At 69.2% G+C, this 19,849-nt stretch carries 15 protein-coding genes, 1 other RNA gene and 1 pseudogene; 5 read left to right on the top strand and 12 right to left on the bottom strand.

Features of this window, described 5'->3' with window-relative positions; translation table 11 throughout:
* Positions 1-167 precede the first annotated feature (167 nt).
* The 7 genes and pseudogenes from ACQY7V_RS08215 to lipB form a co-directional block, all read right to left on the bottom strand.
* Positions 168-956: pseudogene (locus tag ACQY7V_RS08215) on the bottom strand (LysR substrate-binding domain-containing protein); the annotation flags it as partial.
* The gene (gene ahpF, locus ACQY7V_RS08220) at positions 953-2,527 is read right to left on the bottom strand and encodes an alkyl hydroperoxide reductase subunit F (RefSeq protein WP_428639747.1); all 1,575 of its coding nucleotides are present in this window, start codon (positions 2,525-2,527) and stop codon (positions 953-955) included. The pseudogene ACQY7V_RS08215 and the gene ahpF, both read right to left, overlap by 4 nt.
* 10 nt (positions 2,528-2,537) lie before the next feature.
* The gene (gene ahpC / locus ACQY7V_RS08225) at positions 2,538-3,101 is read right to left on the bottom strand and encodes an alkyl hydroperoxide reductase subunit C (protein WP_154477456.1); all 564 of its coding nucleotides are present in this window, start codon (positions 3,099-3,101) and stop codon (positions 2,538-2,540) included.
* A 152-nt stretch (positions 3,102-3,253) separates the two neighbouring features.
* Complete coding sequence (locus tag ACQY7V_RS08230; protein WP_154477458.1) at positions 3,254-4,627, bottom strand: NAD(P)/FAD-dependent oxidoreductase; 1,374 nt, start codon at positions 4,625-4,627, stop codon at positions 3,254-3,256.
* A gap of 85 nt (positions 4,628-4,712) precedes the next feature.
* Positions 4,713-6,212 (bottom strand): class I adenylate-forming enzyme family protein, encoded by a 1,500-nt coding sequence (locus ACQY7V_RS08235; protein WP_320836368.1) that lies wholly within the window; start codon positions 6,210-6,212, stop codon positions 4,713-4,715.
* 1 nt (position 6,213) lies between these two features.
* Positions 6,214-7,263 (bottom strand): lipoyl synthase, encoded by a 1,050-nt coding sequence (gene lipA, locus ACQY7V_RS08240; RefSeq protein ID WP_320836369.1) that lies wholly within the window; start codon positions 7,261-7,263, stop codon positions 6,214-6,216.
* Positions 7,260-7,931, bottom strand: a complete 672-nt coding sequence (gene lipB / locus ACQY7V_RS08245; RefSeq protein ID WP_235360987.1) for a lipoyl(octanoyl) transferase LipB — start codon at positions 7,929-7,931, stop codon at positions 7,260-7,262. Before lipB ends, lipA begins: the two co-directional genes overlap by 4 nt.
* A gap of 87 nt (positions 7,932-8,018) precedes the next feature.
* On the opposite strand from lipB, the gene ACQY7V_RS08250 reads away from it, so the two are divergent.
* Positions 8,019-8,867 carry a Nif3-like dinuclear metal center hexameric protein gene (locus ACQY7V_RS08250; protein WP_320836370.1) on the top strand — a complete coding sequence of 283 codons (849 nt, stop codon included), beginning with the start codon at positions 8,019-8,021 and terminating at the stop codon, positions 8,865-8,867.
* The gene (locus ACQY7V_RS08255) at positions 8,864-9,601 is read left to right on the top strand and encodes a zinc ribbon domain-containing protein (RefSeq protein WP_235360986.1); all 738 of its coding nucleotides are present in this window, start codon (positions 8,864-8,866) and stop codon (positions 9,599-9,601) included. Before ACQY7V_RS08250 ends, ACQY7V_RS08255 begins: the two co-directional genes overlap by 4 nt.
* A gap of 33 nt (positions 9,602-9,634) precedes the next feature.
* Here the strand turns inward: ACQY7V_RS08255 and ACQY7V_RS08260 are convergent, their stop codons facing one another.
* On the bottom strand, positions 9,635-10,450 hold the full coding sequence (locus ACQY7V_RS08260) for a YaaA family protein (protein ID WP_235360985.1): 816 nt from the start codon (positions 10,448-10,450) through the stop codon (positions 9,635-9,637).
* Between the two features lie 42 nt (positions 10,451-10,492).
* Here ACQY7V_RS08260 and rnpB point away from each other — a divergent pair.
* Positions 10,493-10,844: RNase P RNA component class A (gene rnpB / locus ACQY7V_RS08265), an RNA gene on the top strand.
* Positions 10,845-10,848: 4 nt separating this feature from the next.
* Here rnpB and ACQY7V_RS08270 read toward each other — a convergent pair.
* Complete coding sequence (locus ACQY7V_RS08270) at positions 10,849-12,645, bottom strand: chloride channel protein (RefSeq protein WP_303843225.1); 1,797 nt, start codon at positions 12,643-12,645, stop codon at positions 10,849-10,851.
* Positions 12,642-14,642, bottom strand: a complete 2,001-nt coding sequence (locus ACQY7V_RS08275) for an alpha/beta hydrolase family protein (protein ID WP_303772229.1) — start codon at positions 14,640-14,642, stop codon at positions 12,642-12,644. Before ACQY7V_RS08275 ends, ACQY7V_RS08270 begins: the two co-directional genes overlap by 4 nt.
* A gap of 128 nt (positions 14,643-14,770) precedes the next feature.
* On the opposite strand from ACQY7V_RS08275, the gene dxs reads away from it, so the two are divergent.
* Positions 14,771-16,666, top strand: coding sequence for a 1-deoxy-D-xylulose-5-phosphate synthase (gene dxs / locus ACQY7V_RS08280; RefSeq protein ID WP_320836372.1), 1,896 nt, complete (start codon positions 14,771-14,773; stop codon positions 16,664-16,666).
* A 102-nt stretch (positions 16,667-16,768) separates the two neighbouring features.
* On the opposite strand, the gene ACQY7V_RS08285 is transcribed toward dxs, so the two are convergent.
* Together ACQY7V_RS08285 and ACQY7V_RS08290 are read right to left on the bottom strand one after the other, a co-directional pair.
* Positions 16,769-18,013, bottom strand: a complete 1,245-nt coding sequence (locus tag ACQY7V_RS08285) for an HRDC domain-containing protein (RefSeq protein WP_320836373.1) — start codon at positions 18,011-18,013, stop codon at positions 16,769-16,771.
* Positions 18,014-18,016: 3 nt separating this feature from the next.
* The gene (locus ACQY7V_RS08290) at positions 18,017-18,568 is read right to left on the bottom strand and encodes a DUF3000 domain-containing protein (RefSeq protein WP_235360981.1); all 552 of its coding nucleotides are present in this window, start codon (positions 18,566-18,568) and stop codon (positions 18,017-18,019) included.
* A 161-nt stretch (positions 18,569-18,729) separates the two neighbouring features.
* Here ACQY7V_RS08290 and ACQY7V_RS08295 point away from each other — a divergent pair, with 161 nt between their 5' ends.
* Positions 18,730-19,773 (top strand): lipid II:glycine glycyltransferase FemX, encoded by a 1,044-nt coding sequence (locus ACQY7V_RS08295; protein ID WP_235360980.1) that lies wholly within the window; start codon positions 18,730-18,732, stop codon positions 19,771-19,773.
* Positions 19,774-19,849 lie beyond the last annotated feature (76 nt).

Genomic DNA, 19,849 nt, shown 5'->3' on the forward strand with positions numbered 1-19,849 from the left:
GCGGGCGCCGACTCCTCTTCGCGCAGCGGCGATATGGCGTTGGACGCCTCCCCTGCGTCGAGGAGGAGGGAGGGATCGGTGGACGGTATCAGCGAGGCGCTCAGCCCGGCGAGTCGGCGTCCCCTCGGCGAGGTCGTTCTCCACACGAGCCGGACGTCCCTGTGCGGCGCATCCGGGCCCAGGCGCTTGAGGGCGATTCCGGGGAAGCGCGGAACGGGATCGATGACGGACAGGGCCGGCAGGAGGGCGATCCCCTGCTCGAGCGCCACGGCGTGGCGGAGGGTTTCGAGGCTGGTGGCCCGGTAGTCGTCGAGGACGGGGACGCCTTCGGCGAGGGCCCAGCGCTCGATCTGCTCTCCGAGGCAGTGCCCCTCGGTAAGGAGCAGGACTCGGCGGTCGGCGAGGTCTCGCGCGGTGACCGCGGGGGCCTGGGCGAGGGGGTCGGTCTGCGGGAGTGCGAGGACGAATTCCTCCCGGAAGAGGGGGCGCTCCTCGAAGGGGGGAACGGGCAGGTCCGAGGCGACGAGCGCGCCGTCGATTTCGCCCGCGTCGAGCATGTCGATGAGGCGGGGGGTCTTCTCCTCGACGAAGAGGGGGCGCAGATCGGGGCGCTCGTCCTTGAAGCGGGGGAGGATCCGGGGGATGAGATAGGGGCCGAGCGTCGGGAAGACCCCGATGCGCAGGGGCGAGGCGCTCCCCTTGGCCTCGCGCGCGATCTGCTCGATCTGGGCGGCGCACTCGATCGCCGTGCGGGCACGCTCGGCGATATCGCGGCCGATCGGGGTCAGTCCGATCGGGGAAGCGCAGCGGTCGACGAGGTCGACCCCGAGTTCGTCCTCCAGGCGCCGGATCTGCACCGACAGGGTCGGCTGCGAGACGCCGCAGGCGGTGGCCGCGGCGCGGAAACTGCGCCCTTCGGCCACCGCCACGAGGTATTCGAGACTCCTCAGGTTCATGCGTCGATGGTAGCGGGAGCGGCGGCCCCCTCCCGCATGAGGTGGTCGAATGCCGTCAGGGCGGCCGTGGCCCCCGATCCCAGCGCGGTGAGGATCTGCTTGTAGGGGGTCGTCGCGCAGTCGCCGGCGGCGAAGAGGCCGGGAACAGCGGTCGCTCCGCGCGGATCGACGAGGATCTCACCGCGGGAGTTGGTGAGCGCGGGGGCTTCGAGCCATCCGGTGTTCGGCACGAGGCCGATCTGGACGAAGACGCCCGCAACGGGGATCTCCTCGCGAGTCCCCTCCGAACGGTTCTCGACCTCGAGCGCGGTGACCGCCTTCCCGTCGCCGAGGACGCTGAGCACGCGCACGCCGGTGCGCACGGTGACGTTCGGCAGGGAGTTCAGCGTCTTGACGAGGACCGCGTCCGCCTTGAGCTCATCGAGGAACTCGACGACGGTGACCCGGGAGGCGATGGCGGCCAAGTCGATGGCGGCCTCGATCCCGGAATTGCCCCCGCCGATGACGGCGACCTCCCGCCCGGAGAAGAGGGGGCCGTCGCAGTGCGGGCAGAAGGTCACGCCCTTGTTGCGGTACTCCTGCTCCCCGGGCACTCCCATGAGGCGGTAGCTCGCCCCCGTGGCGAGGATGACGCTGCGCGAGCGCAGGCGCGCCCCGTCCGCCGTGAGGGTGAAGAGGGGATCCGCCTCGGAGGGGGCGGCGAGTGCGCTGACGCGGTGCCCCGTCATGATCTCGACCTCGTAGGAGCGCACGTGCTCCTCCAGGGAGGAGGCGAGGGCGGGGCCCTCGGTGCGCGGGATCGAGCTGAAATTCTCAATCGAGGCGGTGTCGAGGATCTGGCCGCCGAATCGCTCCGCGATGATCCCCGTGCGCAGGGCCTTGCGGGCCGCGTAGATCGCCGCAGTGGCGCCGGCCGGTCCGGCGCCGACGATGAGGACGTCGAAGGGCTCGAGGGAGTCGAGGGCCTTCGAACGGGTCTGGGCTGAGGAGGGGTCGAGCTTGTCGAGGATGTCCCCGATCTCCATGCGCCCGTGGGCGAAGACTTCCGAGTCCTTGTAGACCGCGGGGACGGCCGTGATGCCGAGTTCTGCGACCTCCGCTTCGAAGGCGCCCCCTTCGACTGCGGTGTGCCGGATCTTCGGGTTGATGACGCTCATGGTGTTGAGCGCCTGGACGACCGTCGGGCAGTTCTGGCAGGTCAGGGACATGTAGGTGACGAATTCGCCCCCGTCGAGGTCGCGGATCGCCTCGATGAGGTCCTCGTCGAGCTTCGGCGGATGTCCGCCGACTTGGATGAGGGCCAGGACGAGGGAGGCGAACTCGTGGCCCATCGGCAGGCCCGCGAAACGGACCCCGATGTCGCTTCCGATGCGCCGGATCACAAAGGACGGGGTGCGCGCATCGGCTTCTTCGACGAGGGTGATCATGTCGCTGAGCGATGCGATCTCCTCGAGGAGTTCGCGCACGCGCCGCGAATGAGTCGAGTCGTCGAGTGATGCTGCGAGTTCGATCGGCTCCCGGATCAGGGTGAGGTACTCGGAGAGCTGGGAGAGCGCTGCGGTGTCGAGCATCGAGCGGTCCTCAGATCTTCCCCACGAGGTCGAAGGAGGGCTTGAGGGTCTCCTGGCCCTCCTCCCACTTGGCGGGGCAGACCTCACCGGGGTGGGAGCGCACGTACTGGGCGGCCTTCACCTTGCGGACGAGTTCGGCGGCGTTGCGGCCGACGCCCTCGGGCGTGGTCTCGATGTACTGGATGATCCCGTCGGGATCGATGAGGAAGGTGGAGCGGTCGGCGAGCCCGGACTCGGGCCTCATGGTGTCGAAGTTCGCGGTGATGACGCCGTTGACGTCGCCGAGCATCGGATAGGTGAGGGTGCCGACCTCGGGCGAGGTCTCGTGCCACGCCTTGTGCACGAAGTGGGAGTCGCGGGAGACGGAGTAGACCTCGACTCCGAGGGACTGGAGCTCGGGGTAGACCTTCTCGAGGTCGGCGAGCTCGGTCGGGCAGACGAAGGTGAAGTCCGCCGGGTAGAAGAAGACGATGCCCCACTTGCCCTGGAGATCGTCGGAGGAGACGTGGATGAAGGAGCCGTTGTGGTAGGCCTCCGTCTCGAAGGGCTTGATTCGCGTGTTGATCAACGACATGAGCTGGCCTTTCGTCCGAGCGTGAACTGACGATAGAAAATCTATATCGATTCTGGTCCGAATGAGGCATTGAGGCTATCAAATCCAGGGGGTCCCTGATTCCCGAGGAAGTCTTTCGCTCCGCTGAACGAAGAAGCAGACGTCCTCCCGACTCACTCCTGCCGGGAATCGCCGGGGCGGCCTGCGGGGCCGGTCGGATCCTGGCCCGCGACGAGCCTTCCGGAGGAGTGCGCGCCCAGGTGCTCGAGCGCGAGACGGGCGACGAGCTGCTGGTTCGTCGTCGTCCTCTGCGAGCGCGCTGCGGAGGCGAAGCTGAAGAACCAGTGGACGAGCGTGCCGATCTGCGACTTGAAGCCGACGATGTAGAGCAGGTGGAGGAAGCACCACGCCGCCCAGGCGAGGAAGCCGGTGAGGCGGAATCGGCCGATCTTCACGACGGCCTTGAAGCGGGCGATCGTCGCCATCGAGCCCTTGTCGCGGTAGGCGAACTCCGCCGGCGCACCGCCCCCGCTGAGGCGGGCGAGGATCGTCTTCGCCGCGAAACGGGCGGACTGGATCGCGCCCTGCGCGACGCCGGGCACGCCCGGCACGGACATCATGTCGCCGAGGACGAAGATCTCCGGATGCTCCGGGAGGGTGAGGTCCGGGCCCACGATGACGCGGCCCGCCCGGTCGAGCTCGGCGCCCGCGCGCTCGGCGAGCACCCGGCCGAGTTCGCTCGCCTGGACTCCGGCTGCCCACACCTTGCAGTTCGAGCGGATCGTCTCGCTCGAGCCGTCCCGGTGGCGCAGCGTGACCGTGTCGTGATCGAGTCCGGTGACGAGGGCACCCGTGCGCACCTCGACGCCGAGCCTTTCGAGCTCGCGTCGCGTGACGTCGCCGAGCTTCTCGCCGAAGGCGGGCAGGGGCAGGTCGGCGCCGTCGACGAGGAGGACGCGCGCCGTGCGCGGTTCGATGGCGCGGAATTCGTTCGCCAGGGTGTGCGAGGCGAGTTCGCGGATCTGCCCGGCCATCTCGACGCCGGTCGGGCCGGCGCCGATGACGACGAAGGTGAGCAGGCGCTCGATCTCGTCCGGGTCCTCGGCGATCTCGGCCTTCTCGAAGGAGTCGAAGATGCGGGCCCTCAGTTCGAGGGCGTCGTCGATGGTCTTCAACCCCGGCGCGAAGACGGCGTAGTGGTCGTTTCCGAAGTAGGACTGACCCGCACCGGCGGCGACGATGAGCGTGTCGTAGGGGGTTTCGCGGACCTCGTTGTGATTGCGCCAGGTGACGATGCGCTTGTCGACGTCGATGTCCTCGACGAGGGCCTGGAGCACCCGCGCGTTCTTCTGCCTCTTGAGGATCTCGCGCGTCGTCGGCGCGATGTCGCCCTCGGAGAGGATCCCGGTCGCCACCTGGTAGAGGAGCGGCTGGAAGAGGTGATGGCCCGTCCTCGCGAGGACCGTGATCTCGGCGTCGGCGCGCTTGAGGCCCTTGGCTGCGGCGAGGCCGGCGAAGCCGGATCCGATGATGACGATGCGGTGCATGGAAGACCCCTTCTCGGAAATTACGTCACGAGAAGATTACCGAATTCATTCGCGCGATCATGCGCGGTGTTCACCACATTCGGCGCTACTCCGCCCCCGTCAGCATCCGCTCTGCGGCCCGGGCATCCGGCTTGCCGTTGGGCAGCTGGGGCAGAGCCTCGACCCAGGAGGCCTTGCGGATCCGCTCCCAGGGCGCGAGGCGGTGATCGAGGACCGCCACGGTGGCGCGCGCCGAACCCGAGCGGAGCCCGGAGCGGTCGACGAGCAGGGCCGAGACGACTTGGCCCCAGCGCTCATCGGGGACGCCCACGACGATGACGTCGTCGACCCCGTCCAAGCCCCGGATGAGCTCCTCCAGGCGCGCGGGGGCGACGAGCTCGCCGCCGGTGTTGATCATCCGCGAGGCGCGACCGACGATGGTGTACCAGCCCTCCTCGTCGCAGGTCGCCAAATCCCCGGTGGCGAGCCAGCCGTCACGCACGCGCGCCGGGCCGCGCTCGCCCGCCGAGATGAAGCTCGTCGCCACGCCCGGCCCCCGCACTTCGATCTCCCCGATCTCGCCCGGCTTCGCGGGCGTGCCATCGGCGAGGACGAGGCGCGCATCGACATAGGGGAAGGGCGCGCCGAGGGCGCCCGCGGGAGCCGTCGAATCGGGGGAGGCCATCATGCCCGCACCCGCCGTCTCCGTCATGCCCCACACGTGGATGGGCCTCAAGCCGGCCGAGCGGAGGCGCCGGGCGAGCGCCGGCCCCATGGCATCGCCCCCCACCAAGGGGCGGTGCCAGGACGACAGGTCCGCGCCGAGCGAGGCGTTCGCATCGAGCAGCAGATGGCACATGACCGGGACGACGAACATCATCGTGATCCGATCAGCTTCGATGGAGCTCAAGACCTCCACGGGGTCGAAAGCGGGGAAGACGCGGATCGCGCCGCCGTGACTGAAGACGTCGAGGGAGGTGCCGTTGAAGCCGCCGATGTGCGACACCGGTGCGCAGACGCCGACGACCTCCTCGTAGGGCGCGTATTCGAAACCATCGCGGAAGCACATCGAGCCCCACCACAATTGGGCGTGCGAGAGCTCGACACCGCGAGTCCTGCCCGCAGAACCCGAGGTGTAGACGATCGCCGCGGGCTCCGATCCCAGCGCCCGGGGGTCATCCTGCGCGGGCGCGGACGCGAGGCTGAGCGAAGCGAAGCCGTCCAGGTCGAGGACCCGCATCCCCCTGCGCTCGGCCAGGGCCGAATCGGGATCGCTCAGGACCAGTCGCGGCCGAATCGAATCGATGATCCCCTCGATGACGTCGAGCGGAAGACGCTCGGAAACCGGCACGGTGACCGCGCCGATCCATGCGCAGGCCACGTGGACGAGGAAGACCCACGCGCTGTTCGCCGCTGCGAAGACGACGCGATCGCCCTCGGCGACGCCGAGATTGCGCAGGGCGCTGACGGTCCGTGAAACGACGTCGGCGCTGCGCCCGACCGTCCAGGGGTCCTGCGGGCCCGGCCAGATGATCGACCTGCGGTCCGGGTGCTGCTTGGCCGCGCGCAGGAGGGCGCGGGCGGGGGAGTAGTCCGGAGCGATCACCTCAGGCCGACACTCCCGCGGCCCGCCGATCGGCCCGCTCGCGCATCTTGCGCAGAACCGTGCGGGCCTCCTGAAGGGTGGACCCGGAATCGTCGAGGTGGGACAGCCTCTCGGGGATCTCGAAGCCCCGGGCGCGCATCCCCTTCGCCCACAGGAGGCCGGCGCGATACGAGGAGCGCACGAGCGGCCCCGCCATGACCCCGGCGAAGCCGATCTCCTCGGCCTCCGCGGCGATCTCGACGAACTCCTCGGGATGCACCCAGCGATCGATCGGGTGATGCAGGGGCGAAGGGCGCAGGTACTGGGTGATCGTCAGGAGGTCGCAACCCGCGGAGTGCAAGTCGCGCATGGCCTCCGAGATCTCCTCGCGGCTCTCGCCCATGCCCAGGATGAGATTCGACTTCGTCACCATCCGCCCGTCGTGCGCGCGCCGGATCATATCGAGGGAGCGCTCGTAGCGGAAGGCCGGTCGGATCTTCTTGAAGATGCGGGACACGGTCTCCAGGTTGTGCGCGAAGACCTGCGGACCCGCTTCGATGACCATGTCGATCGACTCGGCCTGCCCCCGGAAATCGTCGACGAGGAGCTCGACGCCGGTCGACGGGCTCAACTCGTGGATGAGGCGGCAGGTCTCGGCGTAGAGCCACGCCGCCCCGTCGGGCAGGTCGTCACGGGTGACCCCCGTGATCGTGGCGTAGCGCAGCTCCAATTCGGCGACGGATTCGGCGATGCGGCGGGGCTCGTCCCGGTCGTACTCGCTCGGACGGCCCGTCGCGATGTCGCAGAAGTCGCAGCGGCGCGTGCACAGGGCGCCGCCGAGGAGGAAGGTCGCCTCGCGGTCCTGCCAGCACTCGTAGATGTTCGGGCACCCGGCCTCCGCGCACACGGTGTGCAGCCCCCTCGAATGCGACAGGCTCCGCATGTCCTGGTAATTCGCTCCGGCCTTCGCCGTCGTGCGGATCCACTCCGGTTTCGACTCGATGGGGGTCTGGGAGTTCCTCACCTCCACGCGAAGAAGCTTGCGGCCTTCGGGATCGGGCAGGGTGCTCATGAAGCGCTCCAGTTCTCGAGAATCGGGTCGGGGTCCGCCAGTTGCGGGCGGATCGAGTCGAAGAGGCCGAGGACGAGGGCGTTCGCGGCCTCGCGAACGGTGGTGCGCACGCCCTCCCACGAAAGCGACGCCACATCGGCGTCGGCGAGACCGCAGGGGATGATGCCCGAGAAGGCCGCAGCCGGATCGATATCGACATTGAGGGCGACCCCGTGAAGGGTCGCGCCGCGCGCGACTTTCAACCCGATCGCGCAGATCTTCCGGTCCCTGCGCCCCTCCTCGGTGAGCCATACGCCCGCGCGGCCGTCGATCCTGCGGGCGTCGAGCCCCCACTCCTCGCGGACGGTGCTGATGACCCCCGCTTCGACCGAGCGGATCCAGGCGTACAGGTCGACGGGCTCCTTGAGCTTGACGACGGGATAGCAGACCACCTGCCCGGGGCCGTGCCAGGTGGCCGAGCCGGCGCGGTCGGTGCGGATGATGGGAAGAGTCGTGTCGGGGACGTCCTCGGGTTTCGTGTGGCGCCCCGCCGTCCACGTGGGCGTGAATTCGGCGAGGATGAGGGAATCGCCCTCACCGGCTGCGGCTTTCCCGTGGAGCTCCCTTTGAAGGCGGTCCACTTCCGCGTAGTCCGTGAGGCCCGAGTCGATGAGATCGATGACGCGCACGGATCGAATCATAGCCCTGGGACATTGGCCCTACCCGCTGAGCGCCGAGGGCGCCACGAGCGCGAGGAGGCCCGATATCCTTGCCGGGTGAGCAGTTCATGGAGCGCGGGTGACATCGTCACTCGTATGAATACGTGGTATCCGCCCGAGCGCGCGCAGGCCTGGGACAGGGTGGGGCTCATCCTCGGCGATCCCCGGCGCAGGGCCGGAAAAGTCCTCCTCGCCCTCGATCCCGTGGCGGACACCGTTGAGGAGGCCCTCGACGAGAAGGCCGACATGATGCTCGTCCACCACCCCCTCTACCTGCGGGGCACGAGCTTCCTGCCGGAGTCGGATCCGAAGGGCCGGCTCGTGGCGAAGCTCATTCGTTCCGGGATCGCCCTCTTCGCCGCTCACACGAACGCCGACTGCTCGCCCGAGGGCACCGGTGACGCCCTCGCCGCCCTCCTCGGCATCCGCGACGCCGCGCCGCTCGTCGAATCCGGACGGGACGAGGAGGGGCGCCCCTACGGCCACGGGCGGATCGGTGCGATCACCCCCGTGCGTTTGGGCGACTTCGCCGATCTCGTGGCGAGCAGGCTCCCCGCGGGGCCGACGGGCCTCTTCTGCGGCGGCGACGAGAACGCCCTCATTGAGAGGGTCGCGGTGTGCCCGGGCGCCGGCGACTCCTTCCTCGAGGCGGCCAGGGCTTCGGGGGCCGATGCCGTCCTCACCGCCGACCTGCGCCATCACCCGGCCTCGGAGCATCGCGAAGGGGGAGCGCCGGCCCTGCTGTGCGCGAGCCACTGGGCGACCGAATCCGTGTGGCTGCCGCGCCTCGCCGAGCGGCTGAGGGCGAGCGCGCAGGAGGCGGATGTGGATCTCGACGTGAAAGTCTCTACGATTGCGACGGAGCCGTGGACGAGCCACCGGCCGACTCTAGGAGGACTCTTGTGAAGGCGACCTATCTCGATCAGTCGAGCCTGCTCGAACTCCTCGCGCTCGATCAACGCGAATCGGTTCTCCGCCACAAGCGGGACACCCACCCCGCCTTCGACACCGTGCGCGAGCTCGCGGGCCGGGCCGAGGACCTCCAGCGGGCGGCCGTCACCCAGTCGGCGGTCATCTCGGACATCGCGCGCGAAGCGGCGCGCATCGAGAAGGAGATCGAAGCGGTTTCGGCCCGCTACGAGCGCCAAAGCGAGCGCCTGAAGAAGAACCAGGTGCCCCTTCGCGACATCTCGGCTCTGGAGCACGAGATCGACCAGGTGAAGGCCCGCCGCTCCAAGCTCGAGGACGATCTCATCGCCACGGAGGTCAAGCGCGAGGCCGCGGTTTCGGCGCGCGAGGCCATGCTCGCGGAGGCGCGAGCCATCAAGGAGGACGTCGAGACCACCAAGGCGGCGTTCAACGAGGACGTCAAGGAACTCGACGCGGAGCTGCGCGAGGTCATCAAGAAGCGCAGGGACCTGGCCGCCTCGCTTCCCGCTGAACTCCTCGACGCCTACGAGCGCTCCCGGACCCTCAACGGCGCATTCGCCGTGCTCGAGTTGCGCAACGGGATCGCGGTCGGCACGGCGACTGAGCTCGCCCCGGCCGAACTGCAAAGGATCCGTCTCGCCCCCGAGGACGAGGTGTGCTGGACGGAGGAGACCCGAGCGATCGTCGTGCGGACGAGGCGCGAATCCTGAAACCGGGCCGGTCGGTGACGATCCTGAATCCGGCTAGTCGGTGACGAGGACGAGTTCCCGGGAGCTCCCTCCCTGCGATGCGGGGCGAGGATCGCCGATCTCGACGGCCCTGATCGCATGCGGAACCCCCTTCGCATCCGTGAAGGCGACCCGCCCCGCCATGCGCGACACGGCGCCGAGCACCTCGTCGGCGCCGGCTTTCGGGTCGAGGCCCGCGAGCGCGCGTACGACGAGGCCCCGCCAGCGCTTCGCATCGTGCGAGACCGAAGCCCGTGCGCCCGCGCGCTCCCGCACCGCCTGAATCCTGATGATGTGGGCCCAGGGTGCCGGACATGCGGCGGCGTAGGGCCCCGAGCGCGCATCGACGACGATCTCGCCCTCGCCCCGGCCCCGCAGCTCCCCATCGAGCGCGGAGCGCCAGAATGCGGCGAGCCCTCCGATGCCGGGAAGACGAACCCCCATTGCGAGGCGATGATCGGGGAGGGCGTCATCGAGGGCGGCGACTCCGAAGAGGCCGGAGAAGACGAGCGTGCACCTGCGCAGCCGGGACTGCTCCTGGTCGGTGAGCGAGGCGAAATCGAGGGCGTCGAAGAGAACGCCGGTGAAGAGCGCGGACGCGGGGGCGCACGCGGATGTGAGAAGGGCCTCGTTCGCCCGCGCCGAAGCCGCGGACGCGGGTCCCAGGCCGAGGACTTCGGCGGCGCGGGGCCCGCCGCCGAGCTCCGTGAGGGCCTCGATGAGCTTCGCGCGGGGCGCGCGCAAGCCGGGGAAACTGAGGGAATCGAGATCGAGGAAGGGCCCCCGGTCCGGGGCGAGCTTCGATTCCGAGGGAGGGAGCCAGATCAACACAGGGGGAATCGTAGCGGGAGGGGCTATGATCGAGGGCGCGGATGAGTCGGTCGGGCGGCCGCGTGGGGGAACCCACGAGGAACGTCCGGGCTCCACAGGGCAGGGTGATGGCTAACGGCCACCCGGGGCGACCCGAGGGACAGTGCCACAGAGAACAGACCGCCGCGGGAGACCGCGGTAAGGGTGAAACGGTGGGGTAAGAGCCCACCAGCGATTCGGGTGACCGGATCGGCTCGGCAAACCCCACCCGGAGCAAGACCGAGCAGCAGGCAGTGGGCGGCCCGTCCCCGTCCTGCGGGTAGGTTGCTGGAGGCTCGCGGCAACGCGGGTCCTAGAGAGATGGTCGCCGCCGTCGTCGACGGAACAGAACCCGGCGTACAGACCGGCTCATCCGCGCTCTACCGGGCGTGCCGCTGCTTCCACCGCGAGCCCCACGAGGACTCCGCGCGCGCGGCGAGGGCCCGCTTCTGCTCCTCCTCGAGCCGGGCGACCAGACCGCGTTCGGAGACCCAGCCGACGGGACGGCCTTCGGCGTCGAGGACGGGGACCCCGGAGGTTCCCGATGTCAACAGGCGGGACAGGACGAGGTGAGGGGAGTCCTCGGCGTTGACGCTGACCGTCAGGGAGACGAGCTCTGAGAGCGCACGGCCCTTAGCGGGGTGGACCTCGAGGAGGTCGAGCGCCGACACGAGGCCCGTGAAACGCCCCTCGGCGTCGACGAGGGGCAGCTCCGCGCTCCCGCTCGCGCGCATGAGCGCAGCCGCCTCGGCCGGCTCCGTCGCGGGAGTGAGCAGGGCGGGCAGCTCCTCCATCCACTGCTTCACCGGCTTGGAGCCGACGAGGGTCGCTTCGACGGGGTCGGCGAGCACATCGCCGCGCCTGCGGAGCTTCTCCGTGTAGATCGTGCCGCGCGTGAGGAAGCGCGAAACCCCCGTCGCCAGGACGACTGCGAGCATCATGGGCAGGATGAGGCTGTAGGTCCCGGTCATCTCCACGATGATGAGGACGGCGGTCATCGGCGCGCGAGCGGCGCCGGAGAAGGCCGCGCCCATCGCGATCACGCCGAAGACGCCCGGCGCCGACGCCGTCAGGGGATCGATGAGGGTGCCGAAGGCCGTTCCCGCCATGGCGCCGATGAAGAGGGTCGGGGCGAAGACGCCGCCGGATCCGCCCATGCCGATCGTGAACGAGGTGTAGAGGGCGCGTCCGAGCATCGCGAGGACGAGGAAGCCGAGGGCGTAGCGCCCGTCGAGAGCGGCCTCTTCGATCGGGGTGCCCGAACCGTACATCTGCGGGAAGCAGATGAGCCCGAGTCCCAGGAGCGGTGCGAAAACGATCGGGCGCGCCCACTCGGGGGCGGGGATCTTGGACCAGACGGCGTCGAGCGCGTCCTCGATCAGGTAGAGCAGCTTGGAGAAGCCCAGGCCGACGAGTCCGGCGAGGACCCCGAGGAGCGCCACCCACCACATATCGGTCAGGGTCCACGCTTCGAGGTCGGCGGCGACCCGTACGACGGAGGAATCGCCCTGGAGGGCGCGCGCGACGATCGAAGCCGCGACCGAGGAGATGACGACGTATCCGAAGGTCTCGGCCGTGAAGCGCGTGAGGATGACCTCGAGGGCGAAGACCGCGCCGGCCAGGGGCGCGTGGAAGGTCGCGGCGATCCCGCCGGCGGCGCCGCAGGCCGCCAGGAGCACGACGCGGCGCGCATCCAGCCCGAGGAAGCGGGCCATCGACGAGCCGAGTGCGGCGCCCACCTGCACGATGGGCCCCTCGCGCCCGGCCGAACCGCCCGAGCCGATCGTGAGGGAGGAGGCGATGAGCTTGACGACCGCGACCCTGCCGGGAATCGCCCCTTCCTTGCGGCGCACGGCGAGCATGACTTCCGGGATGCCGTGCCCCCGCGCCGAAGGGGCGAAACGATGCACCAGCGGTCCGTAGAGCGCCGCGGCGACGAGCGGGGCTGCGAGGAGGAGAGCCCACGAGGGGATGGGGAGCACCCCGTGCGGGGCACCGCCGCGCGTCGAGTACTCCTCATAGCCCGTCGACACCCAGGTCCACCCCTCGATCATCAGGGTGAACAGGACCGAGGCGAGTCCGACGAGCACGCCGATGGCTGCGGCGACGAGGCCGATGAGCGAGCGGTGCCCGCCGATCCGCGCGCCGATGCGCCGCCTGGAGTCCGCGGCGCTCACAGGTTGGTGATGACGAGATCGGACTCGACCTCGGAATCGATGCCCCACACCTGAGAGTAGAAGGACAGCTCGGCATCCCAGGCGTCCCGGATCGTCGACGCCTTCGTGAATCCGTGGCCCTCGCCCTCGTAGATCCTCATCGCGACGGGATTGCCGCGGGCGACGAGCGCATCGTGCATCTCCTGCGCCTGATTCATGGGGACGACCCGGTCCTGCGAACCCTGAAGGAGGAGGAGGGGAGCGGAGATGGCGTCGATGTGGAAGAGGGGGGAGCGCTCCTTCCAGACCGGATCCTCGACATCCGACGATCCGAGCAGGCGGAAGGAGTAACCGGCTTCGAACTTGTGGGTCTCCTCCTCGAGCCGTTTGAGGTCCGCGATGCCGTAGAAGGAGGTGCCCGCGGTGAAGACATCGGAATTCACTAGGGCCGACAGGGTCGTGAATCCCCCCGCGCTGCCGCCGCGAATCGCGACGCGCTTCGGATCGGCGAGCCCGCGTTCGATGAGGGAACGGGCGCCATCGGCGCAGTCCTGGACGTCCATCAAGCCCCAATTGCCGTTGAGGCGCTCGCGATAGGCGCGTCCGAATCCGGTCGAACCGCGGTAATTGACGTCGAGGACCGCGAAACCGCGACTCGTCCAGTACTGGAGGGGGATCTTGAGGCCGGGGCGGGTCGAGGAGGTCGGTCCGCCGTGGACGTTGACGATGAGCGGGGGGAGTTCGCCCTCGGGGGCGGTGAACGCGGGATTCTTCGGCGGGTAGTAGAAGCCGTGCGCCTTCTCGCCGTCAGAGGTGGGCCAGGTGACGATCTGGGCCGGCGAGATGAGATCGGCTTCGATCTCGGCCTCGGTCGACGGCCTCACGATGGAGGTCTTCCCATCTTCGACCTGTACGATCGCGGGCGTACGGGTCGGCGAGTCGGCGAGGAAGACCACCCGGGAATCGGAGGCGGCGACATTGCCGATCGGCCACCAGCCCGTCGCCCATTCCTCGGTGAGCCCGTTGTCGATGCGCACGGTGCCGATGTGCCAGGTGAGGTCCTCGGCCCACGAGCAGATGAGGTTCTCGTGGTCGAAATTGTCGAAGGAGTGCAGGCCGAGCTGCCAGTGCGGGTGGGAGAAGGCGCGGGTCCCGGGATGAAGCGCGCGCGTCCTCAGGCGCGTGGCCCACGCCTCGGCGTCCTCGTCCTCCTTCCAGGAGAATCCTTCGGTGCGGAACAGATTCGCCCAGCCGGTCGAATCATCGACGTGGATGAGATCGCCGCGCAGGGTCCAGCGGGGCTCGTAGACGCACACCTCGGGGGAATCGACGAGGACGACCTCGCGGGTGAGTCTGCCCTCGAAATCGAGGGAGGCGACGTGGAGGGCCGATTGATTCCACGGCATATCCGGGTGATTCCAGGTGAGCCATGCGAGCTTCGTCCCATCGGGGGACAGGGCCGGCGCGGCGACGAAGTCGGTGCCCGAAAAGACCGTGATGAGGGCGGAATCATCGCGGGCCGCAGAGCCGTCGAGGGGGATGGCGACGAGGGTGTTGACCGGCTCGCCGGCGGGCGAGTGGTCCTCGCGGACCGCGTAGACGAGCCCGCGGACCTCATCGAGCTCGAAGTCGCCGAAGCGGGACTTCGACAGGGTCGTCAGCGGCTGCGCGGTGCGCTTGGGGTCGCTCGGGTCGAATCGGTACACCCGGGAATCGAAGCCGTCGGAGAAGACGACGAATCCGTCGAGCACCGCGTAGGCGCGGCCGCCGTACTCATGGACGCGGGTCCTCACATCGGCCAGTCGCACCCCGTCGATGAGGGGCAGGACCTCACTGGTCTCCCCGGCTCCGTTGCGCTTGAGCAGGGTGCCGCGCCCGTCCTCCTTCGGATGCCCCTCGACCCAGTAGGTGTCGGGGCCGTCGACGCGCACCTGCGACAGCGTGACGCTCCGCGCGGTGAAGGATTCTCCGGTGATGGGGGATGTCCATTCGCCATAGGGCGCGACGGTCACTGACATGCTTCCTCCTGGAGGACGATTCGAATCGGTCGGACGACACGTGATCCACATCCTAGTCCGAGGCGTCGGCCGTGCGCGCGGGCCCCGGGAGCCGCAGTCCGCGCTCAGGGCCATTAGACTCTTGAGCCATGCAGTCATCTGATCCGGCATCGTCCCTCCTGGGAAGAATCGACGCGCCCTCGGATCTTCATGAGCTCACGCCCTCCGAACTCGTCGATCTGTCCCACGAGATCCGCGGATTCCTCATCGAATCGGTCTCGAAGACCGGGGGGCATCTCGGGCCGAACCTCGGCGTCGTCGAGTTGACGATCGCGCTTCATCGAGTCTTCGACTCCCCCCGGGACACGCTCATCTTCGACACGGGGCATCAGGCCTACGTGCACAAGCTCCTCACGGGGCGCAAGGACTTCTCCCGGCTGCGCTCACGCGGAGGCCTCTCCGGCTACCCCTCGCGCGCGGAGAGCATCCACGACGTCGTGGAATCCTCGCACGCCTCGGCATCGATCGCCTGGGCGGACGGGATCTCTTGGGAGAAGCGCCGTCAGGGCGACGACTCGTGGACCGTGGCGATCATCGGCGACGGCGCGCTCACCGGCGGCATGGCCTGGGAGGCGCTCAATCGCATCGCCGCATCGAAGAACCGCCGCGTCATGGTCGTTATCAATGACAACGGGCGCTCGTACGCGCCGACGATCGGCGGTCTCGCGCACCATCTCGACGCGATTCGCACCTCCGAGGGCTATGAGAGGGCGCTCGCCTGGGGGAAGCGGCGCCTGCTTGCGATGGGCGAGCCCGGGCGCGCGGCTTTTGACGCGCTCCACGGCCTCAAGGCCGGTCTCAAGGACGTGTTCGTCCCCCAAGTGATGTTCGAGGATCTGGGCTTGAAGTACCTCGGCCCGGTCGACGGCCACGACATCGTCGCCCTCGAGGACGTCCTCAGGCTGGCGTCGGGGCTCGACCAGCCCGTCCTCGTCCATGCGATCACGCAGAAGGGCAGGGGCTACGTGCCCGCCGAGGAGAACACCGCCGATCGCCTCCATGCGGTCGGCCCGATCCATCCGGAGACCGGACTGCCCGTGGTTCCCGAGCGCTTCGGATGGACGAGCGTCTTCGCCGAGGAGATCACCGCTCTCGCGCGGGAGAACCCGAAGATCGTCGGCGTGACCGCGGCGATGATGGAACCGGTCGGCCTGGCCCTGCTGAAGGAGGAGTTCCCCGCGCGCGTCATCGATGTCGGCATCGCCGAGCAGGAGGCGCTCGCCTCGGCCGCGGGCATGGCCTACGAGGGCGCGCATCCCGTCATCGCCCTCTACGCGACCTTCCTCAACCGCGCCTTCGACCAGCTGCTCATGGATGCGGCGCTCCACCGGGCGGGGGTGACGCTCGTGCTCGACCGAGCAGGCATCACCGGCGCCGACGGTGCCTCCCACAACGGGGTCTGGGACATCGCCATGTGCCAGATCGTGCCGGGCCTCGAGCTCTTCGCCCCCCGCGATGAGTCCACTCTGCGCGAATGCCTCCGACGGGCCGTCGCGATCGAGGACCGCCCGACCGTGCTGCGCTACCGCAAGGGCGCCCTTCCTGAACCCGTGCCCCGGCTCCGCAGCGTCTCCGGTGTCGACGTCGTCTTCGAATGCGATGAGTCCGATGCGGATGCGCTGCTCGTCGCGAGCGGCTCCCTCGTCCCGGAGTGCCTGGAGGCCGCCCGCGCCCTCGAGTCCCGCGGGGTGAAGGTCCGGGTCGTCGACCCGGTCCGCTTGCTCCCGGTGAAGGCGGGCTTGGCGGATCTCGCCGCCGGAGCCGGGGTCGTCCTCACCGTGGAGGACGGGATCGTCGACGGGGGCTTCGGCTGGGCCGTGAGGGAACTCCTGGTGGACCAGGGCAAGCGAGTCCTGTGCGCGGGCGTGCCCAAGGCCTTCCTCGCACACGGCGAACGGCCCGAGATCCTGTCCGACCTGGGTCTCGACGCGACGGGCATCGAGGCCCGCATCCTCGAGGCGTGCGCGGGGTCCGCTTCGCGCTGACGCCGGCCCGGAGGGGCTTCGAGGGGGCCTCGGAAGGGGCGTCGGGCTTCGGGCGGCCGGACTCGCCCGGGGCGGATGCCCCGGAACGCCGGGGCGCGGGCCTCAGTCTTCGAGCGCGTCCGCGATCGGATCGAGGCTCAGATCCATCTGCCAGTCCCGGGCGCCCTTGTCGTACATGCGCTCCTCGACCTCATCGCCCGAAGGACGGGAGGGGTCGAGGGGGGCCCAGGCGAGATAGCGCTGGATCCGCGGTTCCAGAATGACTTCGGGGGCGATGCCGACGCGTTCGGAGAGGGCGTGCATGGCCGAGCGGACCGCGGCCAGCCGGGCCGCGGCCTCGGGGTCGATGCGCGCCCAGAACCGCGGTTCGGGGATGGCGCCCGGAGTCCTCGGGGGACGCAGTGCGGGCAATTCGTCCTCATTGAGGTGGAGGGCGCTGACGATCGCCCGCATCCACTCGTCGCCGTGCTGGCGCGCGACGGGGGAGCGGAACTCGGAGATCGCCTGCAGGGCGCGTCGGTTGCGAGGGGGATTCATCGCGGCCTTCACAAGGGCCGCGTTGCGCACGAGGCGCCCCGGGGCGATGTCGATCCGCCGGGCGATGTCTTCGCGCACCTCCCACAGGCCCTTGAGGACGGCGAGCTCGCGCTGGGAACGGATCTTGCCCGCGCCGGGCAGTGAACGCCAGCGCTCGGTCTTCGCGGGCGCTTCCGGCGCCGAGACGAGGTGGGCGTTCTCCTCGAGCGCCCACTCCCAGCGTCCGGCCTCATCGAGGGCGAGCGCGAGCCGGCGGTAGAGCTCGCTCAGCAGTTCGACGTCGAGAGCCGCATAGCGCAGCCAGTCCTTCGGGAGCGGCCGCACGGACCAATCGGAGGCCTGGTGGTCCTTGACGAGGCCGAGGCCGAGCACCTGCTCGCACACGGCCGCGAGGCCGAAACGCTCGAAACCGAGGAGCCTGGCCGCGATCTCCGTGTCGAAGAGCGTCGCGGGCGAAAGCCCGCACTGGCGGAGATTGGGCAGATCCTGGGCCGCATCGTGAAGGATCCAGATGTCCGCGACGCCCGCGGTGAGCCCCGAGAGGTCGGGGAGCGCGGCCGTGTCGATGAGGAAGGTCCCGACGCCCTCCCTGCGGATCTGGACGAGATAGGGGTCGTTCCCGTATCGGAATCCCTGCGCGCGTTCGACATCGAGGGCGACCGGAGTCGTCCCCTTCTCGAGGGCGCGCGCGGCCTCCTCCAGCCCCTGGAGCGTATCGATCACCTCGGGGATCCCCTCGCGCGGAGAAGCGATGAGTTCGGGGTTCTCGGTGTCTCCGGCGGGAAGACCGGCGGCGTTGACGATGCGCACGCCTCACACTCCTTCGAGGAATCGACTGGCGGCGACGCCCGCCGTCCGGGTCATCAAGTCGGTCCAGGCACTCAGGTGCGGAGCGAGATCGGGCGGGGACGGGGTCCAGGAGGCGCGGATCTCGACGTTGAGGGTCGAGCCCTTGAGCTCGAGGCCGCCGAAGGCCTCCGACAGCTCCCGCGTCACCGTGCCGGCGAGATCGTGATATCCGGCCCCCGCTTGGAAGAGGCACTCGTCCGCCCATCCCCAGAGGGCCTCCGCGAGCAGCGGGTCGGTGCCCATCTCCGGGTCGATGTGGCTGCGGATCTGGGCGACGATCCGGAAGTCGCCGTTCCAGCCGGGTTGGCCCCCGGGGTCGTGAAGAACGACGAAACGGCCGGTCGCAGCCGGTTCACCGAATTCCTCTGCGAGGGTGCGCATCGCGAGGGCGGCGGTCAGGGGCGCCAGGCCTCGCGGGGGCGGGACTTCTTCGAATTCGACATCAGTGCGTCCGCTCGCTTCGCGCAGACCGAGCAGCGCCAGGCGAAACGCCTCGGGAATTGCTCGTGAGTCCACATGCTCAGGCTAGGGGCGCGCGGGCGCCGAATCCCCGAGGCGCGCCGTCGGGGACGAGGATGGGCGCAGAGTAAGACAGGCGTGAATCGAGGGTGCATACTCGTGACTGACTGTCGAGCCTGTTCACACGCACGCCGTGCACACTTTTTGGGGAGATGACGATGACGCGATCGCGATGGATCCTGCGCCGAGGTTCTCGCGAGGAATTCGATGCGCTGACGGCGGGGGCCGCCATCGATCCTCCGATCGAGCAGACCGCCGAGTGGGCGGAGTTCGAGGAGAGCGATGAGGATCGCCAGGCGCTCGGGGTCTTCGTCGTCGAGGACTCGGCCGAATGTCCTCGCGCCGTCTTCCGTGCGACGCGGATCAACGATCACGGCACGCATTTCGTGTGGCTCAGGCACGGCCCGGTCTGGTTGGGCGATCCCTCCGCCGAGGAGGAGCGCGAGCTCGTGGACGCCCTCGTCAACGACATGAAGATCATCGACGCCGGGGCGACCCACATCCGACTCGATCTCCGCTTCCCCGCGGAGGCCACGATCCTGCCCGCTTCGATGATCACCTACGACCGCACGGTCGTGGTCGACACCTCGATCTCCTCGCGGGATCTCGAGCACGACGCGGCGGCGGAGGAGATCCTCTCGCGATTCAAGTCGCGCGGCCGTCGGGACGTCCGCAAGTCCATCCGGGAATCCGGACTCGTCTGCGCCGATGAGACCGAGCGCGCGCGGGAGGACTTCGAGGAGTATCACGCGGTGATGCGCGAGACGGCTGAACGGGACGGCTTCTCGCCCTGGCCGAAGGCGACCTATGAACGGATGATCCGCATCCTCGGGCCGAATCGGGCGCGCGTGTACGCGGGGCGCATCGAGGGGGAGCTCGTGTGCTGGGCGATCGTCACGATCTCCGGCGCCCGCGGCTGGTACTTCTACGCCGCGTCGAAGTCCGCGGTTTCGCGGCGCCTCGTCGCCGATCGGCTCCTCCTCTTCTTCTGCGCCGAGCTCGCCCTGGCGGGCGTGGAGCAGGTCGACCTGATGGGCATCGGATCCGATGTCGCGCCGGGCCTCATGAGCCTCAACACCTTCAAGACGAAGTTCTCCCCTGAGATCAAGGAGGTCCCGGCCGCTCGGGAGATCGTGGTGCGCCCCTGGTTGTATTCGAGCGTGTCGAGGGCGCGGCGGCTCGTGCGCTCCCTCCGTCGCTAGGCGTTGACGCGGAAAACGGCGGAATCCAGCGGAAATACACGCTTGTGATCCGTGTTACGCCGCTTCGATTTCCCAA

Source organism: Schaalia sp., assembly GCF_050312375.1.
Classification (GTDB): domain Bacteria; phylum Actinomycetota; class Actinomycetes; order Actinomycetales; family Actinomycetaceae; genus Pauljensenia; species Pauljensenia hyovaginalis.

Excerpts from the sequence above, each read along its gene's own strand:
- ahpF (WP_428639747.1), bottom strand. The coding sequence starts at position 2,527 with ATGCTCGACACCGCAGCGCTCTCCCAGCTCTCCGAGTACCTCACCCTG.
- ahpC (WP_154477456.1), bottom strand. The coding sequence starts at position 3,101 with ATGTCGTTGATCAACACGCGAATCAAGCCCTTCGAGACGGAGGCCTAC.
- ACQY7V_RS08230 (WP_154477458.1), bottom strand. The coding sequence starts at position 4,627 with ATGCACCGCATCGTCATCATCGGATCCGGCTTCGCCGGCCTCGCCGCA.
- lipA (WP_320836369.1), bottom strand. The coding sequence starts at position 7,263 with ATGAGCACCCTGCCCGATCCCGAAGGCCGCAAGCTTCTTCGCGTGGAG.
- ACQY7V_RS08275 (WP_303772229.1), bottom strand. The coding sequence starts at position 14,642 with ATGTCAGTGACCGTCGCGCCCTATGGCGAATGGACATCCCCCATCACC.
- dxs (WP_320836372.1), top strand. The coding sequence starts at position 14,771 with ATGCAGTCATCTGATCCGGCATCGTCCCTCCTGGGAAGAATCGACGCG.
- ACQY7V_RS08295 (WP_235360980.1), top strand. The coding sequence starts at position 18,730 with ATGACGCGATCGCGATGGATCCTGCGCCGAGGTTCTCGCGAGGAATTC.